The organism is Polaromonas sp. P1_F1, assembly GCF_056405795.1.
Genome location: NZ_JBFUBJ010000005.1, coordinates 89075 through 111485, shown reverse-complemented (window position 1 = coordinate 111485; position 22411 = coordinate 89075). Strand labels below are relative to the sequence as shown.

Sequence of the window (22411 nt, the reverse complement as noted above, 5' to 3'; positions counted from 1 at the left end):
CCGGTTTCCCCAATCTGCCCGATGCGCTGGCTGGTTTGGCCAGGTTCCGCGACTCAAATCGTGACGGTAAAGCGCGTGCCCTGGCCCACGACGCTGGTTACGTTGATGTGGCCGCCGTGCAGGTCGACCGAATTTTTGACGATGGCCAGCCCCAGGCCCGTGCCCTGGATTTCGCCGACATTGCTGGCCCGGTGGAACCATTCGAAAAGGTGGGGAAGCTCTTCGGCCGGAATGCCTATGCCCTGGTCCGCCACCTCAAAGGCCACACGTCCCTCCAACGAAAACACGCGAAAAGAGACTTTTCCGCCTTGCGGCGAATACTTGATGGCGTTGGACAGCAGGTTGCCGAAGATATGGCGCAGCAGCTTTTCATCAAAAATCCCGATCTCCGGCCGGGCCCCGAATTCCAGGATCAGCTCGCAGCCCGCCTCTGAATACTGGATGCGCGCATCTTCCACCAGGTTCTGGCAAAGCAGTTGCAGATTGATCTCTGCCGGCTGGAACGCCAGCATTTGGGCCTCCACCTTGCCCAGCAGCAGCACGCGGTCCAGCATCTGGGTCATGCGTTGTACGCCGGTTTCTATGGTGGCGATGACGTCGGCTTTTTCGGGCTCGGGCAGGCGGTCGCCGTAGTGCTTGAGGAGTTCGGCGGACGACAGGATAAAGGCCAGCGGCGTGCGGAATTCATGCGACGCCACCGAGATGAAGCGCGACTTCATGTCATTGAGCTCGGTTTGCCGCTGCAGGGTCTGGCGCTGCGTCAGTTCGGCCTGCAAGCGGGCCGTCGCATCTACCACGAAGATCAGGGTCGCCTCGCGCTTGCCCCATTCGATCTGCACGGCGGAGAGCTCCAGCGAACGAACTTCGCCAGCCTGGGTGATCACGCGAAAACCGTACATCGAGTCGACCTCGTCGCCCCGCAGGCGACGCTCGTGGCGCTCGCGCATCACCGGCAGGTCGTCGGGGTGGACGGTCGCGGTGTAGGGCTGGGACAGCAGGTACTCCCGCGGATGGCCCACGATGCGCTCCAGGCTGGGGTTGGCAAATACCATGCGGCCGTCCTGCACAACCACCACGCCGACACCGACGTTTTCAATCACCGTGCGGTAGCGCTCTTCCGATTTACGCAATTCATCCAGCGCCTGATAGCGTTCAATCGCACTGCTGACGTGGTTGGCGACAAAGGACAGGATGTCGGCATCGGTGTCGCTGTAGGCCACGCCCGGTTCATAGCCCTGCACTGCGAGTACGCCGCCTATGGTGCCGCGTATGTGCATGGGCACGCCCAGCCAGGAACTGAAAGTCATGTCGCCACTGCCTTCCGTCACATCACCGGCGGCTTCCAGTACCTTCAGGCGCATGGCGTCAATAATTTGCGGCTTGCCGGTACTCAGGACGAATTCGGTCAGACCCCTGCGGTACGGCACATTGCTCAGTTGCAGCGCATCGCCATCGCGCTCGTCCACGTAATAGGGGAAATCCTTTCGGTGTTTCTGCGCGTCGTACAGACACACATAGCAATTTTTGGCATACAGCAGCTCTCCCAGCAAGCCGTGAACCGACTGCAGGAAATCGTAGAAAGAGAGATCTGCTGCTGCACGCTCGGCAATGCGGTAAAAAACCCGTTGCAGGGTTTCGGCTTTTTTTTGCTCCAGCGCTTCGACCTGAAGTTCGCGGGTTCGCTGTTCCAGCCACAGGGTGGCGGATGTCTCCTGCTTTTGCTTTTCAAGCTGCAAATTCCGGTAGTCGGCCTCTAACCCCTGGTATTGCTGTTGCAGCTGCTTGAGCTGGAGTTGCAGATCGGCGTCGGACGGCATGGCGCGGCTTTCGTGCTCGGGTTGAAAAGAGGGCTGCTGCAATGGCTGCACCCGAGTCATTATGCGGCCCTGGTTCAGGGGGTGTTCAGTCCGCTCACGGTCTGGAACATGGCCTGGCGCGCCTGAGCCACGATTTGCGAGCGCCATTCGTCCGTGTCGACATAAAACGCGTTCATCATCTGCCGCTTGATCGTCGCCTGTTGCTCCGCGGGCATCTCAGGATGCTTGTGCAGCCAGTGATCGGCACGCAGGGCGGCAATGACGTCCAGAATGGGCACCGTACCGTATTCCATGGCCATGCCGGTGTATTCGGCCTGTGGGCATTCGTCGGGAACCGACGCCCACATCAAACCCGTCAGGTGCGCCGAGCTGGAGGAGCCGTCGTAGAACGAGGTGACGGGGGTGGCGCCGCCGCCGTCCCACCAGGCGCGCGCGCGTGCCAGGGCTATGGGATCGTTGTCGCAGGCAAAAATGCGCTCACCAATCCCGCTGGGGCCCAGTCCTGTGTGCAGGTCCATCCAGGCGATGCGTTTAGCCCGTTGCCCGAATGTTTGCAGCACTTCGCGCAAGGTGCGATTGCTCCACGTTGGCTCCGTCCCGCCGAAAAACATGCCATCGGCGTATTCGTGCTGGCCTTGCGACACGGCCGCCTGGTAGCGTGCCACACCACGGGTGTCAATGTAGGCCGCAATGGCGGCCTGGTTTTCGCTTGTAGGGGGCCACCGCGCGGGTAGCAGCAAATCGTGGAGCTCGCGGTAAGCCTCATTGACAGGCAAGGGCTGGCCGAAGTCATGGAAGTTGCGGTTCAAGTCCACGTTTTCGTGCGTGGTGCGCCGTGCATGGGAAAAGCCGTGAGGATTGATCGCGTGAATGTAGAGCACTGCCACACCGCCCGCGCGGGCCTTGGCGCGCCATTCGGCGTCCTGTGCGGCATACACCTGCACACCCGAGCCACAGTAGCCTTCCACGCCGTGGCAAGCGCTGCTGACGATAAAGAGCTTGTTTGCGTCAGGTGAGCCGTCCAGGGCCACATCCATCGCGAGGGTTTCGCCGTCGCGGCCCTTCAGCGGGTGTTCATAGGCGCGAAGCGCCATGCCGGCGGCGCGAGCCGCCTCGAGGAATTTGGCGCGCGCAGCCGCATAACTGGCTGAAAAAGCCGCGTGTGTGTTCATGGTGTTGTTGGCGTTGTCAGGGGCGCACCTCAGGAACCGTGCCCAGCCAGCGCGTAGCCAGCTGGACCCAGTAGGTGCCACCCAGGGGGATCAGGTCGTCGTTGAAGTCGTAGCTCGGGTTGTGCAGCGTGCAGGGCCCTTCGCCGTGGCCCATGTCGCGGTGCGCGCCGTCTCCGTTGGAAATGAAACAGTAGGCGCCGGGTTTGGCTTGCAGCATGTAGGCGAAGTCTTCGGCGCCCATGGTGGGCTCCTGCGGCAGCACGTTGGCCGGCCCCACGATGTCGCTCATCACCCGGCGTGCGAAGTCGGCCTCGGCGGCGCTGTTGACCGTGGGCGGGTAGTTGCGCGTGAACTCGAATTCGCAGCGTGCTTCAAACGCGGCACAGGTGTGTTCGGCCACTTCCTTCATGCGCTTTTCAATCATGTCCAGCACTTCAATGCTGAACGTGCGCACTGTGCCCTGCAACTCGCAGAAGTCTGGCACCACGTTGGTCGCTTCTCCGGCGTGAATCATGGTCACCGAGATGACGCCCGCATCAACCGGTTTTTTGTTGCGGCTGATGATGGTCTGGAAGCCCTGCACCATCTGGCAGGCGATAGGCACAGGGTCGATGCCGAAGTGCGGCATCGCGGCGTGGCTGCCCTTGCCGCGTATGGTGATCTTGAACTCGTTGCTTGATGCCATCACTGGCCCCGCGCTGACCGCGAAAGTGCCGACAGGCGCGCCCGGCCAGTTGTGCATGCCAAAGACCGCTTCGACGGGGAATTTTTCAAAGAGGCCGTCCTTGATCATCTCGCGCGCGCCGCCGCCGCCTTCCTCGGCCGGCTGGAAGATCAGGTAGACCGTGCCGTCAAAGTCTCGGTTCTGCGAGAGGTGGCGTGCCGCGGCCAGCAGCATCGCGGTGTGGCCATCATGGCCGCAGGCGTGCATCTTGCCCTGCCGCGTGCTGGCATGGGGGAATTTGTTGAACTCCTGCATGGGCAGCGCGTCCATGTCGGCGCGCAGCCCCACGGCCCGGCCACAAGCGCCGCCGTCGCGGCCGTGCACGATACCCACCACGCCGGTGGTGCCCATGCCGCGGTGAATCGGGATGCCCCAGGATTCGAGCTTTTGCGCGACCACGTCGGCAGTGCGTACTTCCTGGAAGCACAGTTCGGGATGGGCGTGGATGTCGCGGCGCACGGCAGCGATGTCGGCCGCCCCGGCCAGGATGGATTCAATGATTTTCATGGCGGTGTCCCCTGAGAGTACATATTAACCAAGCCGGTTCCGCTTTGCATGGCCGTGCCTGGGTTCTTGGTATTTGTTCCCTAAATTCGGCCCTCTTCAACCGCATGGCAGGCCACACGAACGCCTTCGAGCTGCAGAAACTCCGGCCGTTCGCTGCGGCAACGCTCGTTGGCATGCGGGCAACGTGGGTGGAAGGTGCAGCCGGTGGGCGGGTTCAGCGGATTGGGCACTTCGCCCGACACAGGGGTGCGGGCGCGGCCGGTGTCGTGCATCTTGGGGATGGCATCCAGCAGCATGCGTGTGTAGGGATGGCGCGGTGTGCCGAACAGGCTGTGCTTGTCGGCCAGTTCCACGACGCGGCCCAGGTACATCACGCCGACGTGGTCGCTGACGTGGCGCACCACTGCGAGGTTGTGCGAGATGAAGAGGTAAGTCAGGCCGCGCTTTCGTTGCAGGTCCTTCATGATGTTGAGCACCTGCGCCTGCACGCTCACGTCCAGCGCCGAGGTCGGTTCGTCGCAGACCAGGAACTCGGGCTCCGTGGCCAGTGCGCGCGCGATCGATATGCGCTGGCGCTGCCCACCCGAGAATTGATGTGGATACTTGGGCTTGTCCAGCGCAGACAGGCCCACCGACCTCAGCAGTTCGTCCACGCGTTCCTTGAGTGCTGCGCTGTCACTCAGAATGCCGTGCTCGTGCAACGGTTCTGCGATGATGTCCTCCACCGTCCAGCGCGGGTTCAGGCTGGCATAGGGGTCCTGAAAAATCATCTGGATGCGCCTGCGCAATTGCCGGCCCTGGGGTGTCTTGAAAGCGGAATGCGCATCCTGGCCGTCAAAGGTCAATCCACCGCGCGTCGGCTCATAGAGACCCACTAGCAGGCGGGCGACGGTGCTTTTGCCGCAGCCCGATTCGCCGACCAGTGCCAGCGTCTTGCCTCTCTCGATGTCGAAGCTTACGCCGTCGACGGCCTTGAGCAGCAGGCGGGGCTTGCGCTCCAGCACGCGGTTGAGCCAGGGCGGCGACACATCGAAAGTCTTGGCCAGGTCGTGCGCCTGGACCAGCGGTTCCCCAACCTTTGCCGCGTTTTGCAATACTTCGGCATTCAGGATGTCGCTCATGCGGCCACCCCCGCATGCGCGTCATGCAACCAGCACGCCGCCTGCGTGGCGCCGGCCGGCATCAGGTCCGGCCTGTCCTGGCGGCAGCGTTCAAAGGCCTTGGGGCAGCGCGGATTGAAGGCGCATCCCTGTGGGATGGCGTTCAGGCGCGGCATGGCGCCGTCGATCTGATACAGGCGCTCACGCTCCACGGTAATGTCGGGAATCGCGGCCATCAGGCCCGCCGTGTAGGGATGCGAGGGGTGGTTGATCACCTGGTGCACTGGGCCTATCTCGGCGATCCGCCCGGCATACATCACGGCCACACGGTCACAGGTTTCGGCGATCACGCCCATGTCGTGGGTGATCAGCATGACGGCGGCGCCGCGCTGCCGGCAGATATTTTTGAGCAGGGTGATGATTTGTGCCTGGATCGATACGTCAAGCGCGGTGGTCGGTTCGTCGGCCACGATGAGCTTGGGCTCGGCCGCCAGCGCCAGGGCGATTACCACGCGCTGGCGCATACCGCCCGAGAACTGATGCGGGTAGTGGTCTATGCGCTGGGCGGCTGCGGGAATGCCGGTGTCATCCAGCAGTTCGATGGCGCGCGCCCGGGCTTCCTGCGTGCTGACGGGCAAATGAGCCTGGATGGTTTCCACCAATTGCCGGCCTATGGTGTAGAGCGGATTCAGCGAGGTCAGCGGATCCTGGAAGATCGCGCCTATCTTGCGCCCCCGGATGTGACGCATGCGTTCGTGGGGCAGGTTGTCGATGCGCTCGCCCTCGAGCAGGATCTGGCCGCCCGCCACGCGCCCGGGCGGCTCCAGCAGGCCGATGATGGCCGCCCCGGTCAGCGACTTGCCCGCGCCCGATTCACCGACCACGCCAAGGATTTCGCCAGGGGCGATGTCAAACGAGATGTCGTCCAGCGCACGCAGCGTGCCACGCCGGCCGGGAAACTCGACCACCAGGTTCTTGATTTGTAAAAGACTCATTGACGGTTCAGCTCACGAAGTGAGCGATGAGTAAGGTTTTTCCGCCGGGCCGCCCCAAGGAAAAATGCGCTCCCTCGGGGGGCAGCTTAGTACACGTAATGACAAGCGTGGGGGCATTCATTTTTCGGCCTACCTTAGACGGGGATTGAGGGCATCACGCAACCAGTCACCGAGCAGATTCACGCTCAGCGCAATCAACACCAGCATCAGGCCCGGGAACACGGTGATCCACCACTCGCCCGAGAACAGGTAGTCGTTGCCGACACGGATCAACGTACCCAGCGAGGGTGAGGTGGGCGGCGCGCCCACACCCAGGAAGGACAGCGTGGCTTCGGTGATGATGGCGGTCGCCACCTGGATGGTGGCAAGCACCAGTACAGGCCCCATCACATTGGGCAGCACATGGCGCCGCATGATGCGCAACGGCGAGACACCGGTGACGCGTGCGGCCTGTACATATTCCTTGCTGCGTTCCACCATGGTTGATCCGCGTACCGTGCGCGCGTATTGCACCCAGCCCGCCTGCCCCATCGAGATCGACAGAATCAGCACGCCCATGGCGAGGAGCTGACTCGCGTCAGGAAACACCGCGCGGCCCACACCGGCGATCAGCAGCGCGACCAGGATTGGCGGAAAAGATGACATCACATCGCATACGCGCATCAGGGCCGCGTCGATCCAGCCGCCGCGAAAGCCCGCGAGCAAGCCCAGCGACACGCCAGCCAGCATGGAGAGGATGACAGAGGCCACGCCCACTATCAGTGAAATGCGCGCGCCATACATCAGCGCCGATAAAATGTCCCGCCCCTGGTCATCGGTGCCCAGCAGGTATTTCGAACTGCCCTGCGCGCTCCAGGCCGGGGGCAGGCGCGCATCGCTGAGCTCCAGTGTGCTGAGGTTGAACGGGTCATGCGGGGCCACCCAGCCGGCAAACACCGAACAGAAAACGCAGACCAGCGCAATGGCCGCCGCAAGCATCGCAACCGGCGAGGTGCGAAAACTGTGGACCACATCGCTGTCAAACCAGCGCGCAAGAGTTTTTGTCATCAAAAGAATGCGTAGTCCGTATTAACTAGGGTCGAGTAAAGCGAGTCCTGTGCCAGCGACAGCGCGGAGCCGGCTTTGCCGGGCCGCTGCTGTTGTCCCCTGCAGGGGAGAGGCCGTTACGCGAAGCGAAAAGGCAACAGGGGGGAGGTTACCTTCAGCGCGGAACCGGCTTGCCAGGCCGCTGCTGTTGTCCCCTGCAGGGGAGAGGCCGCTACGCGCAGCGAAAAGGCAACAGGGGGGTGTTTACTTCTTCACAGTTATCCACTTGAAGAACATGAAGTTGTCGGCCATCTGGACCAGTTCCACCTTCTTGTTCATGCCCCAGGCCAGCGACTGCTGGTGCAGCGGTATGTGGCCGATGTCGGCCCCGTGGATGTCGAACGCTTCCTTGATCATCGCATTGCGCTTGGTCTTGTCGGTTTCGGATTGGACCTTCCTGGTCAGTTCGTCAAACTTCGGATTGCAATATGCGCCCAGATTGAACTGGCCAGCGCCCTTGTCGTCGACACAGGCGACCAGGGCATTCATGGCGTTGTGGGCGTCATAAGTGCCGGGTGTCCAGCCCAGCATGTAAAAGCTGGTGTCGCGACGCAAAATCTTGGGGAAATAGGTGCCTTTGGTTTCAGCCTGGAGGTTGATCTTGACGTTGATGCGTGAAAGATTGGCTGCCACAGCCTGGCAAATCCGGCTGTCGTTCACATAACGGTCATTCGGACAGTTCATGGACACTTCAAAACCACTCGCATAGCCGGCATCTGCCATCAGTTTTTTGGCGGCTTCAGGGTCGTAGGGCAAGCGCTTGTTCTGGTCGGCCTGGAAGCCGTTGATACCGGGGCCAATCAGCAGCGCTGTCGGGTTGGAGCCGCCGCGCATCACGGTTTTCTTGATGCTTTCGATGTCGATGGCCTGATAGAAGGCCTGGCGCACGCGCTTGTCCTTGAACGGGTTTTTGCCCTTCACGCTGGAATACAGGAGTTCGTCGCGCTTTTGGTCCATGCCCAGGAAAATGGTGCGCAGCTCTGGTCCGGCCAGAACACGGGTTGCGGCGTTGCTGTTGACACGGTCAATATCCTGCACCGGCACGGGCTCCATCACGTCGACTTCACCGGACAGCAAGGCTGCCACGCGCGTGGCGTCGTTGCCGATGGGGGTGAAGACCACCTCCTGAACGTTGCCTTCAATCTTGCCCCAGTAGGTGCCGTTGCGGACAAAGGTGGTGCGCACATTGGGTTGACGCTCCCGTACCCGGTAAGGGCCGGTGCCGTTGGCACGGAAGGACGCGGCGTTTTCAATGCCTTTACGGCGGTCCACCGGTTTGGTCGCCTGGTTGGTTTCGCACCATTTCTTGCTCATGATGTAAACCAGCGTGATCACGTCGGGCAAGATGGGAAAGGGTGTTTTGGTTTCGATCTCAACCACATGGTCGTTGATCTTGCGCACTTCCTTGAAGTCGTTGGTGTAGCTCTTCATGTCCGAGCCGTCGGCCTGGGTGCGGTTAAAGCTGAACACCACGTCATCGGCGGTGAACGGCGTGCCGTCGTGAAACTGCACGCCCTTGCGCAGTTCGAAGCGCCATACGGAAGGTGATGTCTGTTTCCACGAGGTCGCCAGGCCAGGCGCCAGGCTCAGGTCCTTGTTGCGGATGACCAGGCCTTCATAGGCATTGCCCGTCACGCTGAGCTGAAGCGATTCGTTCAGCGAGTGCGGATCCATCGACAAAGAATCGCCCTGGTTGGCGACTCGCAGGGTTTGCGCCGAAGCGATAAAACTTGTGGCCGTGAGGCCGCACAGCACAGCGGCTGAAAGCAGATTGGACTTGAATTTCATCAGGAACTCCTTGTGAAAGGGATGAGGACTTGCGGGTGTAAAAAATGAAATAAAGGGGTGCGGCCTGCGCCATCAGTGGCCCGCGGCATTGCCGACGCGAAGCCGGGGGTCCACTGCGAAATACAGCAGGTCGACGACCAGGTTGATGGCCACAAAAATCAGCGCAATCAGGCACAGGTAAGCGGCCATGACGGGGATGTCGGCAAAGGTCACCGCCTGGATGAACAGCAGGCCCATGCCGGGCCATTGAAAGACGGTTTCGGTGATGATGGCAAAGGCGATCAACCCGCCCAGTTGCAGACCGGTAATGGTCATTACCGGCACCAGCGTGTTGCGCAAGGCATGGCCGAAATGGATGGTCCGGTCGGGCAGGCCGCGCGCCCGTGCGAACTTGATGTAGTCGGTGCGCAATACCTCCAGCATTTCGGCGCGCACCAGCCGCATGATCAACGTGAGCTGAAAGACCGCCAGCGTCACGGCCGGCAGGACGATGTGGTGCCAGCCGTCGGCCTTGAAGAGGCCTGTGCTCCACCAGCCGATCTGCACTGTCTCGCCACGGCCAAAGCTCGGGAACCAGCCCAGGCCCACGGCGAACACCAGGATCAGCAGGATACCGATCAGGAAAGTGGGCAATGAAACACCCAGCAGTGACACCGTCATGAACACCTGGCTCAGGAACGAGCCGCGGCGCAGCGCCGAATAGACGCCCATCGGGATACCGATGAGCAAGGCCAAAACGGCCGCCACCAGCGCAAGCTCCAGCGTCGCGGGAAAACGTTCGGAAATCAGGCGCGATACCTTGGCGCCCTGTCGCAGGCTCAAGCCGAATTCGCCCTGCGCGGCGTTGACCAGGAAATGCCAGAACTGGACGATAAAAGGCCGGTCCAGCCCGAGGTCGGTGCGCAGTTGCCGGATCTGCGCCGGTGTGGCGTCCTGCCCCAGAAGGAACACCACCGGGTCACCGACATACTGAAAGAGCATGAAGGCAATCAAGGCGACCACGACCATCACGATCACGGCCTGGATCAGGCGGCGCAGAATAAAAGCAAGCATTGGCCAAAGAAAAGTGTCGGACGATACTAGCAGAGCAATTGCTATGCCGACACAGGGGTTTACTTTAGGGTTAAAGAACCGCGTGGCCCCGGCAATTGCCCTGAATCGGGCTTTTCATTGCCCTTTTAAGGTGCCGCGCGCCTCTTTGCGGCGCGACCGGCTTTAAAGCCTTTGCAGCTTTTTTCGGACCAGGTGGATGTTGCTGCGCAGCGCATACAACTCGTCGGTATAGGACAGCGGCACCGTGATTTTTTCGGCGCGGCTTTCCAGGTTGTTGAGTTCTTCCAGCAAGGCCGCGTTGCCACTGTTTTCCCCGGAGATTTCCACGCGGTTTTCGATGTCGCGCAGTTGGCCGTACCAGCGGAAGATGCGTGAACGCACACGAAAGGCATACAGCGGCGGGATGATGCGCGACAGCGGCAGCATGATGGCGATGATGATGCCCATCGCCAGCCACATCCGCTCGACCAGGTTGGCCACCCAGAAGGGCAGGTAGCGCTGCAGTACGGGGGTGCCGTTCTTGATGGCGCGCTCGGCCTCCTTGGCAATGGGCAATTCGCTGTTGTCGCGGTTCGGGTATTCGCGGGCGCTTTTGAACCAGCCGGCCCCGCCATGGATGTCGTTGCCGGCCTGGGCCAGCAGCTGCTGCAGCGCGGGATGAATACCGGAGCGCGTGATAAGTGAGGTGGTCGATGCGACCAGCCGTACGTCATCGGGCGGAATATTGCCCGCCAGATCCACCACGCCGCGTGGCAGGCGGGTCGGCGTCAAAAATGCAAAGCGCCGCGAATAGGCTTCGCTCTGGGCAAAATTCATGAGCTTGACGCCGGGGGTTTGCAGCAGCATCTGCACCATCAGCGACTCCGGGGCGGACGCGAACACAATCGCGTCCAGTTCCCCGCCCAGAAAGGCCACGGTCGCGGGCGTCTGCTCCAGTCTCGACACTTTCATCGTAGCGGGGTCGATGCGGTTGCTGTCGAACAGCTTTGCCATCAGGCTGGGGACGCCGCTGCCTGGCGTTCCCAGGTTGACGCGCAGGCCCTGCAATTGCGTGAGCGATGTGAGGCTGGCGTCTTCGCCCGTATCCGCGGAATCTGCCTTTGGGGCGAGTCGGCTGCCTGGCGCCTTCGCGGCCCGTGCCGCGGCAGCTACTTTGCGCGCCGCATCTTCCCGGTAGAACAGCCAGAGCGGTTCCACAAACAGGCTGCCCAGCGACGACAGGTCTTCTTCATCCTGGGCGGTGTAGTCGCTGGTGCCGCCCTGGACAAAACCGACGTCCACCTTGCCTTCGCGCAGCAACTGCAGGTTGGCGGCTGAGCCTTCCGAGGGCACAAGGACCACCTGGATGCCCTCCTGAGCCAGCGCCTTGGCGTAGCGTTTGCCGAATTCTTCATAGGCGCTTTGCGCCGGGCCGGTCGCCAGGCTCACCCGCTTGGGCGGGTTTGGGTCCAGCCACCAATAGGCCAATACCAGCAGCGCCGCCGCCAGCAGGATGAACGGGCCGGCGGAGACCCACAGATCGCGCAGGGACAACAGGGTGTAGCGAATGGTTTTAGGCATGCGCCGAACCATAGCATGGGGCCGCTGCCGGCCTGCAGGCAAAGTTTGTCTATTGGTAAAAATGGCCTGCAGGCCAATCAGGACAAGCGCAAGAAGCTATCAAAATGAGAGCGGATTGGCGATCGTGCCGGTGGGCGCTTACTTGCGGGGTTCGATGGAAAGCACGGTATAGGCCCCGTTGATCTTGTCTACGGTGAAACTGACCTGGTCCCCGGCCTTGACCGCTTCCAGCATCGCAGGGTCCTTGACCTGGAACACCATGGTCATGCCGGGCATGTCCAGGTTCTTGATCTCACCGTGCTTGAGGGTGATCTTGCCGGCCTCCTTGTCGACTTTGCGGACTTCGCCTTCGGTCGGCGGCAAGGCCGCCTGCGCCAGGGCAAGCGACGTGGCCAGTACGGCAAAGAGGGCAGCCCCTATGCGGTTAAAACGTTTCATGGGGAATCCTTTCAGGTGCGGTGATAGCTTTGGTAAATGCGGGTACTGCCATCGCGGTGAACCAGCAGTACGTCATACGGGTCTTTGCGTCCGCCATAAAGCGGCGCATCCATGCCGGGCGAGCCCACCGGCATGCCGGGAACGGCCAGGCCTACGGCCTGCGGGCTCTCTTTGAGCAGGCGGTAGATCTCACGGGCCGGCACATGGCCTTCCAGTGCGTAGCGCTTGCCGGCCAGGCTGACTTCCGCCGTGTGGCAGGAGCCGAGCTTTTCCGGGATGCCGAGCCGGGTCCGCGCCGCCGTGTTGCCGCTGTCGTGAATGCGAACCTGGAACCCGTTGGCCTGCAGGTGCGCCACCCAGTCCTTGCAGCAACCGCAGTCAGGGTCTTTCCAGACTTCGACGGGTACTTGGGTCTGGGCCCACAGTGCCGGGGTGAGGGCTGAGGCGCTTGCAATCGCGGCCGTCACCTGGATGAGTTGTCGTCTTTGCATCATGTGTGCTCCTTGTGTGAACGGATCAGCGGGCCGCAACAGTGATCTTGCCCACCATGCCTGCCTGGTAGTGGCCGGCGATCAGGCAGGCGAAGTCGAATTCGCCGGCGCGGTTGAAGGTCCAGACCAACCCGCCCGACTTGCCCGCCGGCACGTGCGCCATGTAGGGCTCGTCGTGCTCCATGCCCGGAAACTTCACCATCATCGCCGCGTGTTCGTCGAGATTCTTTTGGGTCCCGATCACCAGTTCATGCAAAAGTTTGCCGCGATTGCGGATTTCAAAACGCACGGTTTCGCCTTGCTTGAACGAGAGCTTGTCGGGTGTGAACCGCATGTTGTCGTCCATGGACAGCGTGACGGTTCGTGTGGCTGCGCTGGCATCGCCCGCAATGCCCCAGGGCTTTTGCTCTTTCGGGGCCGGGGCAGCACTGGGGCTGTGGACAGCATCGCCGTGGGCGAAAGCCGGCGCGGCCGAAGCTGCAACAACGGCGGCGGCAAGAATGGCGGTAAGTGGGTTCATGGTGTGGTCCTTGTGGATGAAGTTAAAGAGTCAAAAGTTCAAAGTCAAATCAATGTTGGTGCCCGGGATGCCCGGCCGCTGTGCCCGGCGCATCGCTGTAGCCGCGCAAATCCGCGTAAAGGTTTATCTGCTGCGGTGTCAATAAACCTGCCTGTTGCAAGTGCGTATGCAAGTGCGAGGCACGCAACTGGGCTTGAAGCAGGCCAATCTGCCGGGTCAGGGCATCAACCTGTGCCGCGTTCACCTGCCTGCCGGCAAAGGCGCTGTCCAGGTCACGCTCGGCCTCCACCAGCCTGGCGCCCAGCGCGCGGGCCTCGGCCTTGTGCTGGTTCATCAGTGCTTCGCTGGCCTGCTTTTGCGCGGCGCTCAGCGCCAGCGGGCCGGCCAGTTCCAGCACGTGCATGGGCCCCGGGTAACCGTTCAATTCGGCCGCTTTGGCTTGTTCCATGCCTTTGCCGGCCAGAAGGTCAGCGGTTTGTGCCGCCGACAGGGCTTTGATGCCGCGCGCTTGCTGGCCCGCGTAGGGACTTGCTGCGGGGTTTTCACCCCTCGTCTGGCCATGTTGGGCAAACAGGGCTGTAGCGCCCGACAGTAAAGCGCAAGCAGCTATCAATTTAAGAGCGTTTTGGGTTTTCATGGTGTTCCTCAAGGTTCTGGGTCAGTGGCCGGTATGGCCCTGGGGTTTGCGGATATTGATTTCAGTGCCGCCCGCAGGTGCGGCCGGATTGCCAGGCTGGGGGCGGGCCGGGTCGGGCAGGGCGCCCTTCCACTCATAAGCCTGCGTGCCGGCCGGCTGCCGGTACCAGCCCGGGTCCTTGTATTCGCCGGGCTTCTGGTCCCCGCGCACCTTGAGCACGCTGAACATGCCGCCCATTTCCACGCCGCCGTAGGGGCCCTTGCCCGTCATCATGGGCGCGGTGTTGTCGGGGATCGGCATCTCCATCTCCCCCATATCGGCCATGCCGCGTTCGCCCATCACCATGTAGTCGGGCACAGCCTTCTGGATTTTCCTGACGAGACCGCGGTGGTCCACGCCAATCATGGTGGGCACGTCGTGACCCATGGCGTTCATGGTGTGGTGGCTTTTGTGGCAATGAAAAGCCCAGTCGCCTTCCTCGTCCGCCAGAAATTCAAACTGGCGCATCTGGCCCACGGCAACATCCGTCGTCACTTCCGGCCAGCGGGCCGGCCGCGGCGTGGGGCCGCCGTCGGTGCCGGTCACCGTGAACTCGTGCCCGTGCAGGTGCATCGGGTGGTTGGTCATGGTGAGGTTGCCCACACGTATGCGCACCCTGTCGTTCCTGCGCACCACCAGCGGGTCAATGCCGGGGAAGATGCGGCTGTTCCAGCTCCACAGGTTGAAGTCCAGCATGGTCATGATCTTCGGCGTCATGCTGCCGGGTTCGATGTCGTAGGCGTTGAGCAGGAACACGAAGTCGCGGTCGACGACGTCGATGAGCGGATGTTTTTCCCTGGGGTGTGTGACCCAGAAACCCATCATGCCCATGGCCATCTGCGTCATTTCGTCGGCATGCGGGTGGTACATGAATGTGCCGGGGCGCCGCGCCGCGAACTCATACACAAACGTCTTGCCCACCGGGATCGCCGGCTGGTTCAGCCCGGCCACGCCGTCCATGCCATTGGGCAGGCGCTGGCCATGCCAGTGGACGCTGGTGTGCTCGGGCAGTTTGTTGGTGACGAATATACGAACGCGGTCGCCCTCGACGACCTCAATCGTGGGGCCCGGGCTCTGGCCGTTGTAGCCCCACATGTGGGCCTTGAAGCCCGGGGCCATTTCGCGCACCACCGGCTCCGCCACCAGGTGGAATTCTTTCACGCCGTTGTTCATGCGCCAGGGCAGCGTCCATCCATTCAGGGTGACGACCGGGTTGTAGGGCCGGCCGTTCGGCGGCGCCAGCGGCGGCGCGGTATCGGGCTTGTTCATCGTCACGGGTTCCGGCAGCGCGGCCATCGCCACCTTGCTGACGGACGCGGCAGCTGCCGCTGTCAGCGCCGCGCGGTTAAAGAAATTTCGTCGATTCATGGGATTCCTTGTGTTGGGGGGCGCTCAGTGCGCTGCGGCTGTGGCGGCGCCGGTTTTGCCGGAAGGCCTGGACGAGGCCGTGCCGGGCGATGCGCCGGCAAGCACCGTCTGAAGGTCGGCTTCGGCAAGCCAGAAGTCGCGTTGCGCCTCGATGGTGCCGGCAGCGGCCAGGGTCTGCGCGCGGGCGCCGGCCAGCAGGTCAAAGACGCTGGTGAGCATGCCGTTGTAGCGCAGCACCGTTTCATCCTGGATGAAGCGGTAAAGCGGCATCACCTCCGTCTGGTAGTGGCGTGCCAGGTCGTAGGCCGTGCGGTAGCTGTGGTAAGCCTCGCGTGCTTCGCTGCGCGCCCTGACCGCCAGTTCGCGCACACGTGCCGAATCACCCAGGGTGTCCCACAGGCCGTCGGCACCGGGTTGGGGCCGGATGGCGCGTTGCCCTGCCCATTGCGCCGTCGCCAGGCGCAGGTCCAGCCGCTGCTGCAGCACGCGGCTTTCGATGTCCGGCATGTCTTCCGCTTTCGGGGGCAGGTCGGGCAGCCGCTCGGGCAATGTGAAGCCGGCTTGCGTGCCCCACAGGCCCATCACCACCACGAGTTTTTCGCGCTCGCTGAAAGCGGCCTGCCGGGCGCGCGCCAATTGCGCCGTGGCCTCGGCCAGCAGCAGTTGTTCGCGGGCCTGCTGCAGCTTGCTCCAGTTGCCTGCGCGTGCCATGCGGCGCGCCAGCTCGCCGCCGGTCTCCGCGTTCTCCCTGGCCTCGTCCATAAAGCGCGCTGTCTGCGCGGCAGCCACCGCGTTGATCCAGGCTTTGCGGGTATCGCTTGACAGCAGGGTGATGTCTTGCGCGGCCTTGAGTTTGGCCGGGCTGGCAGACACGGCATCCGTGATGTTGACGCCTTCGCCGGCCAGGGACAGTTGCAGGCCGGGGTTATTGAGCAGTGCAATGCGCACCGCGCTTTCCGCGCTGAGCGGGCCTTTCAGCAGGTCCGCAACGGCGGCGCTGTTGTCTTTGCCCGGCCGCGCAATGAGCACGGGGGGCGAAGTGCCCGAGCCGCCCGGTTGCGGGGCGGCCAGCGCCTGCAGGCCAGTCACGCCGCCGTCGGGCACTGCCGTTGTGCAGCCCGCGAGGGCCAGCATGAGCAGCGCCAATGAACCCAGACGTGGAGCGGTGTGGCGGTGGCCGGCAGCGGAGGTCATGCCGGGCTTCATGGTTTCGAGGCGGCGGGCGCCGCAAGTTCGGTTCGTGGTGCCTGGGCCTCTTCCCATTTCAGCAGGTCGGCATGCCCCTTTTTGAATTGGCCCGCAGTGGTGTTGGATTTTTTCCAGTCATCGCTGGCCGGCTCCACGCCTTGCGGACGGTTCACAAATAGGGACTGGTACGGGGTGGATGGCACCAGCGTGCCCGGGCTGGCAGCTTGTTCGGTGGGTCGGGGGTTCACCCGGGGGTAGGGATCTGTCTGTGCATGGGCCCCGGCATAACCGATGAAAAACAGCGCGAGGGCCAGCACTGTGCGCGGGCGGGAAATGAAACGAATGGTCACAAGAATCTCCTGGATACAAGCGGGGCGATTTGCGGAAAATCGCGGGTATCCGGCGTCAAGAGCCTGAAAGGCCCTGCCGGACGGCAAGTACAGGCCCAGTACGGGCCTGGAGATCAGGAAATGGGTGGTTTTTGGCCCAGCGCGGCGTCGGCGCTGGCGAACTGGTCTGACGCTGGACGCAGCAGGCTGCGCCCTTGGAAAACGGGGCTGTGGTCCGGCGCAGCAAGCGACAGCGCGACCGTATGGCAGGCCTGGCATGCCGCGCAGGATTCACAGCCGGTATCGCTCGACTGGGGGGTGTTCCCCGAGGTTTGCCCGGCGCAGTCGTGCATGGCCATGGTTGCTTCGGGCGACGTCTCTTCGTGGCCTGAATGGCCCTCGGCCCCCATATGGTGAGCGGAAGCAGCTATCGTTTTGGTAGCGGAGTGTTCCGCGGAAGCAAGCTGCCCGTGTTGCACATGGGCCGCCGCCATTTGCGTCGCCATTGCATCGCCTACCCAGCCGCGCAAGGGCAGCAGGGCGATCATCAGGGCGAGGAGCAGGTGGCGCATGGGTGAATGATAGGCGATGCGTCTAAAAAGTTCCCGCGCAAACCCATCAAACTTGCCATCGCAAGGCCGGCAGTGGAAACTGTCAAGATCACTCATGACAAGTAGATTCGTCCTTTGAAACTTCATTCCGTGCTTTTGAAACCCGGCGTCGCAGCCGCGCTGGCTTCGGCTTTCCTGTTCGGCGCGGGCACGCCGCTGGCCAAGTCACTGCTCGGCCAGGTCAACCCCTGGATACTCGCCGGGCTTTTGTATCTGGGCTCCGGTCTGGGGCTGGCGATCTATCGCCGGCTGCGCGGTGCTGCCCGGCCACGCCTGAACCCCGGCGAGGGTCGCTGGCTGGCCGCGGCCGTGCTATGTGGCGGCGGCCTGGCGCCGGTACTGCTGATGTACGGCCTGTCAGCCATGCCTTCCAGCCATGCGGCACTGCTGCTCAATGCCGAGGCGGTATTGACCGCCGTGCTTGCCTGGATGGTGTTCAAGGAAAATTTTGACCGCCGTATTGCGGCGGGCATGGCCGCTATCGTGGCGGGTGCCGTGCTGCTGAGCTGGCCGCAGCAGGCAGCGGCCACGGCGGGGTCAACATTCAGCGCGCTGTGGCCCGCGCTGGCCGTGACTTTGGCGTGTTTTTTTTGGGCGCTGGACAACAACTTCACGCGCAAGGTGTCGCTGGTGGATGCGTCATGGATTGCCTGCGTGAAAGGGCTGGTGGCCGGTGTCACCAATCTGCTGCTGGCCTTTTTGGCAGGCGCGGCGTTGCCGGGTGCGGTACAAATCTCCGCCGCGATGGCGGTCGGCCTGCTGGCCTACGGCGTGAGCCTGGCGCTTTTTGTGGTGGCCTTGCGGCACCTTGGGGCATCAAGGGCCGGTGCCTACTTTTCGACGGCGCCTTTTGTGGGCGCATTGTTTTCCGTGGTGTTTCTTGCCGAGCCCGTCACCTGGCAACTGGTGGGTGCCGCCTTGCTGATGGCCATCGGCATCTGGCTGCACCTGACCGAGCATCATGCGCACATGCATCGGCACGAAGCGCTGGAACATGAACACCTACATGCGCATGACGCGCATCACCCGCATGAGCATGCGCAGGCGGTTCCAGGAATGCATTCACATCGCCACCGCCATGAGCCCCTGGCCCACAGCCATGCGCACTACCCTGACGCCCATCACCGCCACGGGCATTCCGGTGGCTGAAGAAGACGGCCTCGTTTAGACCGCAAACAGGTCTCAGGATTTCTGAAGTTGCAGCTGCGCCTTGTCGATCCAGAGCTGCAGGCTGTCCAGCAATTCCTTCTGGCTGAACGAGCAGCTTTCTTCGGTGAACAGTGCGGCGGACTCCAGCCGGTTGAGCAATTGCGACAGCACATCATTGAAGCGGACCGGCAAGGCAGCTGCAAGGCCTTGCTGCTGCGCGGCCAGTTGTGCAAAGGCGCCCACGCGAATGCCATCACTGCGCAGTTGCTGCAGCGCAGCTTGCAGTGCTTCGAGTTGCTGTTGGGGTGTCATGGTCTGGCTGTGGCGCTTGAAGGGACGTTCAGACGGCGGCGGACACCTGCACCCGGGCCGGCATGCGGTCGAACACCAGCGTCAGCATGGCCAGCAAACCAAAAGGCACGCCGACCCAGCCCAGCTGCGCAAAACCCACCTGATCGAGCACCGCACCGCTGACCACAGCGCCCAGCGCCGTGCCCACGTACAGCATGGAGCCATTGAGGCTGAGCAGCAGCGGTGCCTGTGCGGGCGACAAGGTGGCCAGCCGGCTTTGCTGCGGTGCCATCAGCCCGAAACCTGCAATGCCCCACAGAACCAGCACGGCCATGGTGGCCGGCACATGGCCGCGTGTCAGCGGCAGCAGGCACATCATCGCCACCAGTACAGCCAGTTGCACGCGCATGCTGCGCAGTGCGCCAAAGCGGTCGGTGGCCCAGCCGCCCATCAACGTGCCCGCAACACCCGCCAGGCCGAAGACGGCCAGCGTGGCGGAAAGCTGCGCTGAACTCATGGGGTTGAGCGCCTGCAGTACCGGGCCGACATAGGCAAAAACACTGAAGATGGCGATGAAATACAGCAGCGTTCGGCCCCATACGCGCAGCACCGCGGGCTGGCGCGCTGCGGCGCGGAAACCCGCAAAGCTGGTGCCTGCGCTGGCCATGTCGGCCGGGATCAGCCAGCTCGCCGCGATCAGCGCCGCCAGGCTGGCCCCGGCCGACAGCCAGACCGGCACGCGCCAGCCAAACTCAAAGCCCAGCCAGGCGCCGATCGGCAAGCCCACGGCGTAGCTGATGCTCATGCCCAGGAAGGTGATGGACAGCGCCCTGCCGCGCAGCGATGGCACCACCATGCTGACCGCCAGCGCCGATGCTGCGGCGGTGAACATGGCACCTGCTCCCATCAGTACGCGGCCCAGCAGCAGCAGGGGAAAGTTGGGCGCGACGGCGCAAACCAGGCAACCGGCGGTAAACAGGCTGAGTGCCAGCTGGACGGCGCGCTTGCGTGGCCACCTGGCGGTAAGGATGATGAGCAGGGGCGCCAGCACCGCGGTGGCAATGGCGTATGCCGTCATGGCCTGGCCGGCGGCCGCCACACTGATGCCCAGCGAGGCACTCATGGGCTGCAGGATGCCGCCGAGCACAAAAGCCCCGCTGCCGATCACGAGGTTGCACAGGGCGAAGAAATAGAGAATGGGCGGCATGGCAGTCATGGGCAGCAGGAATCCGGTGGGCAGATCAGGGCGTAGGCATGGTTGTGGGCGAGCGGTTGGGCAACAAATTGGCCTTCAGTCCAACCGGAGTCAGCGCAAGCAGCTATCAAATTGAGAGCGAAAAAAAGACGTCCCCGCTATTGTGCGGGAACTCACCCAACCCTGCCGGAGCGGGGGAAAGGCGGCCTGGCGCGGCCCCGTCAGGTTTGCGGGATCCAGGGCCCGCTGGCGGGCAGGGTTGATGTGCTTTGCAGCACTTCCAGGTCTACCGGCTGCGGCGCGTTGTCGCCCGCACCCTGGATTTTCACGATGTCCTGCGGGCAGGCGGAAAACGCGACAAAGCAGTCCATCTCGGCGCGCAGCGTGATTGAGTCACCGGCCTTCGTCACGGTGGGCAGGGTTTTGAGTGTGATGCCGTCGGGCTGCACCCGGATGTTCATGAAGATGTTGAACGAAGCGAGGATGGCGCGTGGCGGCGTCAGGCCAAGCTCGAACATGCCTTCAAACATGTTGTCGCAGCAGTTGCGGTGGTAGCCCTTGACACCCAACAGTTCATAGCGGCGGCGGTCGCAGGCGGCCATGAAGGTGTCGTGTACGCCGGGCGTGCTGTCTTCCACCACGGTGAGGATGGGGTGGCGCTGGTTAGTGACGAAAGAGTCGCCGACGACAGGATTCAGGTGCTGGTTCCACACGCGGGTGGTTTCCATGCACATGAATTCGTTCAGGTCGTAGGCATTGAACGCCCAGCAATCGACCACCTGCGTGCCGTGGGTGTTGATGACCTTCACGGCTTGCCCGGCCTGCAGGCGCAGCGCCTTGCCGTGGCCGGCAGGGATGTGCAGGGCGCCGGGCGTCATGGATTCCCCAGGTTACTGGATCATCCCGAGGAACTGCTTCAGCTCGGCGGTTTGCGGATTCGAAAACACTTCGTCGGGCGGCCCGATCTCATGCACGCGGCCCTGGTGCATGAAGACCACTCGGTCGCAGACCTTGCGGGCGAAGTTCATCTCGTGCGTCACCATCAGCAGCGTCATGCCTTCGGCGGCGAGGCTTTCCACGACCTGCAGCACTTCACCGACGAGTTCAGGGTCCAGCGCCGAGGTGATCTCGTCGCACAGCAGCACCGAAGGCTGCATGGCCAGTGCGCGCGCGATCGCCACGCGCTGTTGCTGCCCGCCTGAAAGCTGGTCGGGCCAGGACTCGAATTTTTCGGCCAGGCCCACGCGTTGCAGCAGCGCACGCGCGTGTTTTTCTGCGGGGGCACCGGCCGTCTTCTTGACCAGCGTCGGTGCCAGCATGATGTTTTTGCCAACGGTCAGGTGCGGGAAGAGGTTAAAGCTCTGGAAGATCATGCCGACATGCTGGCGCAGCTCGCGCATGACCTGCGGACTGTCGTGCAACAGGTGCTTGCCGTCCACGCGCAGCGTGCCGCTCTGAAAGACTTCCAACCCGTTGATGCAGCGCAGCAGCGTGCTTTTTCCCGAGCCGCTTTTGCCGATGATGGCGATCACTTCGCCGGCCTTGACTTCCAGATCAATGCCCTTCAAAACCTCGTTGGCTCCGAAGCTTTTGCGAAGTTGATTGATCTCGACAAGAGTCCTGTCGGACGAAGTTGTTGCGGGGGATGATGCGACGTTAGCGTCCATTTCTGGCTTTCCTCTCAAGCTTGCGGGCATACAGGGACACGGGGAAACACAGCGCGAAGTACATCAGCGCGACGCAGCTGTACACCACAAAGGGTTTGAAGGTGGCGTTGGTGATCATGGTGCCGGCCTTGGTCAGTTCGATAAAACCAATCACCGAGGCCAGCGCCGTGCCCTTGATGACCTGCACCAGAAAGCCCACGGTGGGCGGCACGGCAATGCGCACAGCTTGCGGCAGCACGATGTACTTGAGTTGCTCGCCGAAGTTGAGCGCCAGGCTTTGCGCGGCTTCCCACTGGCCCTTGGGAATAGCGTCGACGCAGCCGCGCCAGATTTCGGCGAGGTAAGCACTGGTGTAGAGCGTGAGTGCTACCGCAGCCGCCACCCAGGCCGGCACGTTGATGCCGAAGAGCGCCAGGCCGAAGTAGGCCAAAAAAAGCTGCATCAGCAAAGGCGTTCCCTGGAACAGCAGCACATAGCCGTCCAGTGCGCGGCGCGTGAAGAGGGCCGCCTTCTGCGCGCCCGGCACTGCGCGGGTGGCTGACAGCCGGCCCACCAGCAGCAACATACCGACGATGCCGCCCCCTATGAAGGCGACGAGTGAAAGTACAACGGTCCAGCGCGCCGCGAGCAGCAGGTTGCGGAAGATGTCCCAGACTGAGAATTCAATCACGGCGATTCCTTTTGAG

At 62.8% G+C, this 22411-nt stretch carries 23 protein-coding genes; 1 reads left to right on the top strand and 22 read right to left on the bottom strand.

Annotated elements, in window-relative coordinates; all coding sequences use genetic code 11:
* Positions 1 to 53: 53 nt before the first annotated feature.
* The 17 genes from AC1DZE_RS14985 to AC1DZE_RS14905 all read right to left on the bottom strand — a co-directional run bounded on the left by AC1DZE_RS14985 (position 54) and on the right by AC1DZE_RS14905 (position 17384).
* Positions 54 to 1817 (bottom strand): sensor histidine kinase, encoded by a 1764-nt coding sequence (locus tag AC1DZE_RS14985; protein ID WP_477700245.1) that lies wholly within the window; start codon positions 1815 to 1817, stop codon positions 54 to 56.
* A 74-nt stretch (positions 1818 to 1891) separates the two neighbouring features.
* On the bottom strand, positions 1892 to 2989 hold the full coding sequence (locus tag AC1DZE_RS14980) for a M14 family metallopeptidase (RefSeq protein ID WP_477671987.1): 1098 nt from the start codon (positions 2987 to 2989) through the stop codon (positions 1892 to 1894).
* A 16-nt stretch (positions 2990 to 3005) separates the two neighbouring features.
* Complete coding sequence (locus AC1DZE_RS14975; RefSeq protein ID WP_477671986.1) at positions 3006 to 4220, bottom strand: M20 aminoacylase family protein; 1215 nt, start codon at positions 4218 to 4220, stop codon at positions 3006 to 3008.
* An 80-nt stretch (positions 4221 to 4300) separates the two neighbouring features.
* A complete protein-coding gene (locus tag AC1DZE_RS14970; RefSeq protein ID WP_477671432.1) occupies positions 4301 to 5341 on the bottom strand; it encodes an ABC transporter ATP-binding protein in 1041 nt (346 codons plus the stop codon).
* Complete coding sequence (locus AC1DZE_RS14965) at positions 5338 to 6315, bottom strand: ABC transporter ATP-binding protein (protein ID WP_477671985.1); 978 nt, start codon at positions 6313 to 6315, stop codon at positions 5338 to 5340. The genes AC1DZE_RS14970 and AC1DZE_RS14965 overlap by 4 nt, the downstream gene beginning before the upstream one ends.
* A gap of 129 nt (positions 6316 to 6444) precedes the next feature.
* Entirely contained in the window at positions 6445 to 7362 is a 918-nt protein-coding gene (locus tag AC1DZE_RS14960) for an ABC transporter permease (RefSeq protein ID WP_477671434.1), read from the bottom strand.
* Between the two features lie 243 nt (positions 7363 to 7605).
* Complete coding sequence (locus AC1DZE_RS14955; RefSeq protein ID WP_477671435.1) at positions 7606 to 9189, bottom strand: ABC transporter substrate-binding protein; 1584 nt, start codon at positions 9187 to 9189, stop codon at positions 7606 to 7608.
* A 72-nt stretch (positions 9190 to 9261) separates the two neighbouring features.
* Positions 9262 to 10242: an ABC transporter permease gene (locus AC1DZE_RS14950; protein ID WP_477671984.1), complete on the bottom strand. Its 981-nt coding sequence runs from the start codon at positions 10240 to 10242 to the stop codon at positions 9262 to 9264.
* A 162-nt stretch (positions 10243 to 10404) separates the two neighbouring features.
* Positions 10405 to 11802, bottom strand: a complete 1398-nt coding sequence (locus AC1DZE_RS14945; RefSeq protein ID WP_477700244.1) for a TAXI family TRAP transporter solute-binding subunit — start codon at positions 11800 to 11802, stop codon at positions 10405 to 10407.
* A gap of 138 nt (positions 11803 to 11940) precedes the next feature.
* Complete coding sequence (locus AC1DZE_RS14940; protein WP_477671982.1) at positions 11941 to 12240, bottom strand: copper-binding protein; 300 nt, start codon at positions 12238 to 12240, stop codon at positions 11941 to 11943.
* Between the two features lie 11 nt (positions 12241 to 12251).
* The gene (locus AC1DZE_RS14935; protein ID WP_477671439.1) at positions 12252 to 12734 is read right to left on the bottom strand and encodes a DUF411 domain-containing protein; all 483 of its coding nucleotides are present in this window, start codon (positions 12732 to 12734) and stop codon (positions 12252 to 12254) included.
* A 22-nt stretch (positions 12735 to 12756) separates the two neighbouring features.
* A complete protein-coding gene (locus AC1DZE_RS14930; RefSeq protein ID WP_477671440.1) occupies positions 12757 to 13251 on the bottom strand; it encodes a cupredoxin domain-containing protein in 495 nt (164 codons plus the stop codon).
* Positions 13252 to 13300: 49 nt separating this feature from the next.
* Positions 13301 to 13888, bottom strand: coding sequence for a Spy/CpxP family protein refolding chaperone (locus AC1DZE_RS14925; RefSeq protein ID WP_457279238.1), 588 nt, complete (start codon positions 13886 to 13888; stop codon positions 13301 to 13303).
* 21 nt (positions 13889 to 13909) lie between these two features.
* Positions 13910 to 15295 carry a multicopper oxidase family protein gene (locus AC1DZE_RS14920; RefSeq protein ID WP_477671441.1) on the bottom strand — a complete coding sequence of 462 codons (1386 nt, stop codon included), beginning with the start codon at positions 15293 to 15295 and terminating at the stop codon, positions 13910 to 13912.
* Positions 15296 to 15319: 24 nt separating this feature from the next.
* Positions 15320 to 16489 carry a TolC family protein gene (locus tag AC1DZE_RS14915; RefSeq protein ID WP_477700243.1) on the bottom strand — a complete coding sequence of 390 codons (1170 nt, stop codon included), beginning with the start codon at positions 16487 to 16489 and terminating at the stop codon, positions 15320 to 15322.
* 8 nt (positions 16490 to 16497) lie between these two features.
* A complete protein-coding gene (locus AC1DZE_RS14910; RefSeq protein WP_477671980.1) occupies positions 16498 to 16833 on the bottom strand; it encodes a hypothetical protein in 336 nt (111 codons plus the stop codon).
* A 113-nt stretch (positions 16834 to 16946) separates the two neighbouring features.
* Positions 16947 to 17384: a hypothetical protein gene (locus tag AC1DZE_RS14905; protein ID WP_477671979.1), complete on the bottom strand. Its 438-nt coding sequence runs from the start codon at positions 17382 to 17384 to the stop codon at positions 16947 to 16949.
* Between the two features lie 129 nt (positions 17385 to 17513).
* Here AC1DZE_RS14905 and AC1DZE_RS14900 point away from each other — a divergent pair, with 129 nt between their 5' ends.
* A complete protein-coding gene (locus tag AC1DZE_RS14900) occupies positions 17514 to 18572 on the top strand; it encodes a DMT family transporter (RefSeq protein WP_477671978.1) in 1059 nt (352 codons plus the stop codon).
* Positions 18573 to 18605: 33 nt separating this feature from the next.
* Here the strand turns inward: AC1DZE_RS14900 and AC1DZE_RS14895 are convergent, their stop codons facing one another.
* The 5 genes from AC1DZE_RS14895 to AC1DZE_RS14875 form a co-directional block, all read right to left on the bottom strand.
* Complete coding sequence (locus AC1DZE_RS14895) at positions 18606 to 18884, bottom strand: hypothetical protein (protein WP_477671977.1); 279 nt, start codon at positions 18882 to 18884, stop codon at positions 18606 to 18608.
* Positions 18885 to 18912: 28 nt separating this feature from the next.
* Positions 18913 to 20070 carry an MFS transporter gene (locus tag AC1DZE_RS14890; RefSeq protein WP_477700296.1) on the bottom strand — a complete coding sequence of 386 codons (1158 nt, stop codon included), beginning with the start codon at positions 20068 to 20070 and terminating at the stop codon, positions 18913 to 18915.
* Between the two features lie 209 nt (positions 20071 to 20279).
* Positions 20280 to 20936 (bottom strand): DUF1989 domain-containing protein, encoded by a 657-nt coding sequence (locus AC1DZE_RS14885; RefSeq protein WP_477674178.1) that lies wholly within the window; start codon positions 20934 to 20936, stop codon positions 20280 to 20282.
* A 12-nt stretch (positions 20937 to 20948) separates the two neighbouring features.
* Positions 20949 to 21725, bottom strand: a complete 777-nt coding sequence (locus tag AC1DZE_RS14880; protein ID WP_477674179.1) for an amino acid ABC transporter ATP-binding protein — start codon at positions 21723 to 21725, stop codon at positions 20949 to 20951.
* Positions 21715 to 22395 (bottom strand): amino acid ABC transporter permease, encoded by a 681-nt coding sequence (locus AC1DZE_RS14875; RefSeq protein ID WP_477674180.1) that lies wholly within the window; start codon positions 22393 to 22395, stop codon positions 21715 to 21717. Before AC1DZE_RS14875 ends, AC1DZE_RS14880 begins: the two co-directional genes overlap by 11 nt.
* Positions 22396 to 22411 lie beyond the last annotated feature (16 nt).

Excerpts from the sequence above, each read along its gene's own strand:
- AC1DZE_RS14955 (WP_477671435.1), bottom strand. The coding sequence starts at position 9,189 with ATGAAATTCAAGTCCAATCTGCTTTCAGCCGCTGTGCTGTGCGGCCTC.
- AC1DZE_RS14960 (WP_477671434.1), bottom strand. The coding sequence starts at position 7,362 with ATGACAAAAACTCTTGCGCGCTGGTTTGACAGCGATGTGGTCCACAGT.
- AC1DZE_RS14920 (WP_477671441.1), bottom strand. The coding sequence starts at position 15,295 with ATGAATCGACGAAATTTCTTTAACCGCGCGGCGCTGACAGCGGCAGCT.
- AC1DZE_RS14895 (WP_477671977.1), bottom strand. The coding sequence starts at position 18,884 with ATGACACCCCAACAGCAACTCGAAGCACTGCAAGCTGCGCTGCAGCAA.
- AC1DZE_RS14965 (WP_477671985.1), bottom strand. The coding sequence starts at position 6,315 with ATGAGTCTTTTACAAATCAAGAACCTGGTGGTCGAGTTTCCCGGCCGG.
- AC1DZE_RS14925 (WP_457279238.1), bottom strand. The coding sequence starts at position 13,888 with ATGAAAACCCAAAACGCTCTTAAATTGATAGCTGCTTGCGCTTTACTG.
- AC1DZE_RS14885 (WP_477674178.1), bottom strand. The coding sequence starts at position 20,936 with ATGACGCCCGGCGCCCTGCACATCCCTGCCGGCCACGGCAAGGCGCTG.
- AC1DZE_RS14980 (WP_477671987.1), bottom strand. The coding sequence starts at position 2,989 with ATGAACACACACGCGGCTTTTTCAGCCAGTTATGCGGCTGCGCGCGCC.
- AC1DZE_RS14935 (WP_477671439.1), bottom strand. The coding sequence starts at position 12,734 with ATGATGCAAAGACGACAACTCATCCAGGTGACGGCCGCGATTGCAAGC.
- AC1DZE_RS14940 (WP_477671982.1), bottom strand. The coding sequence starts at position 12,240 with ATGAAACGTTTTAACCGCATAGGGGCTGCCCTCTTTGCCGTACTGGCC.
- AC1DZE_RS14945 (WP_477700244.1), bottom strand. The coding sequence starts at position 11,802 with ATGCCTAAAACCATTCGCTACACCCTGTTGTCCCTGCGCGATCTGTGG.
- AC1DZE_RS14880 (WP_477674179.1), bottom strand. The coding sequence starts at position 21,725 with ATGGACGCTAACGTCGCATCATCCCCCGCAACAACTTCGTCCGACAGG.
- AC1DZE_RS14970 (WP_477671432.1), bottom strand. The coding sequence starts at position 5,341 with ATGAGCGACATCCTGAATGCCGAAGTATTGCAAAACGCGGCAAAGGTT.
- AC1DZE_RS14930 (WP_477671440.1), bottom strand. The coding sequence starts at position 13,251 with ATGAACCCACTTACCGCCATTCTTGCCGCCGCCGTTGTTGCAGCTTCG.
- AC1DZE_RS14985 (WP_477700245.1), bottom strand. The coding sequence starts at position 1,817 with ATGCCGTCCGACGCCGATCTGCAACTCCAGCTCAAGCAGCTGCAACAG.
- AC1DZE_RS14905 (WP_477671979.1), bottom strand. The coding sequence starts at position 17,384 with ATGCGCCACCTGCTCCTCGCCCTGATGATCGCCCTGCTGCCCTTGCGC.
- AC1DZE_RS14915 (WP_477700243.1), bottom strand. The coding sequence starts at position 16,489 with ATGACCTCCGCTGCCGGCCACCGCCACACCGCTCCACGTCTGGGTTCA.
- AC1DZE_RS14975 (WP_477671986.1), bottom strand. The coding sequence starts at position 4,220 with ATGAAAATCATTGAATCCATCCTGGCCGGGGCGGCCGACATCGCTGCC.
- AC1DZE_RS14950 (WP_477671984.1), bottom strand. The coding sequence starts at position 10,242 with ATGCTTGCTTTTATTCTGCGCCGCCTGATCCAGGCCGTGATCGTGATG.
- AC1DZE_RS14890 (WP_477700296.1), bottom strand. The coding sequence starts at position 20,070 with ATGCCGCCCATTCTCTATTTCTTCGCCCTGTGCAACCTCGTGATCGGC.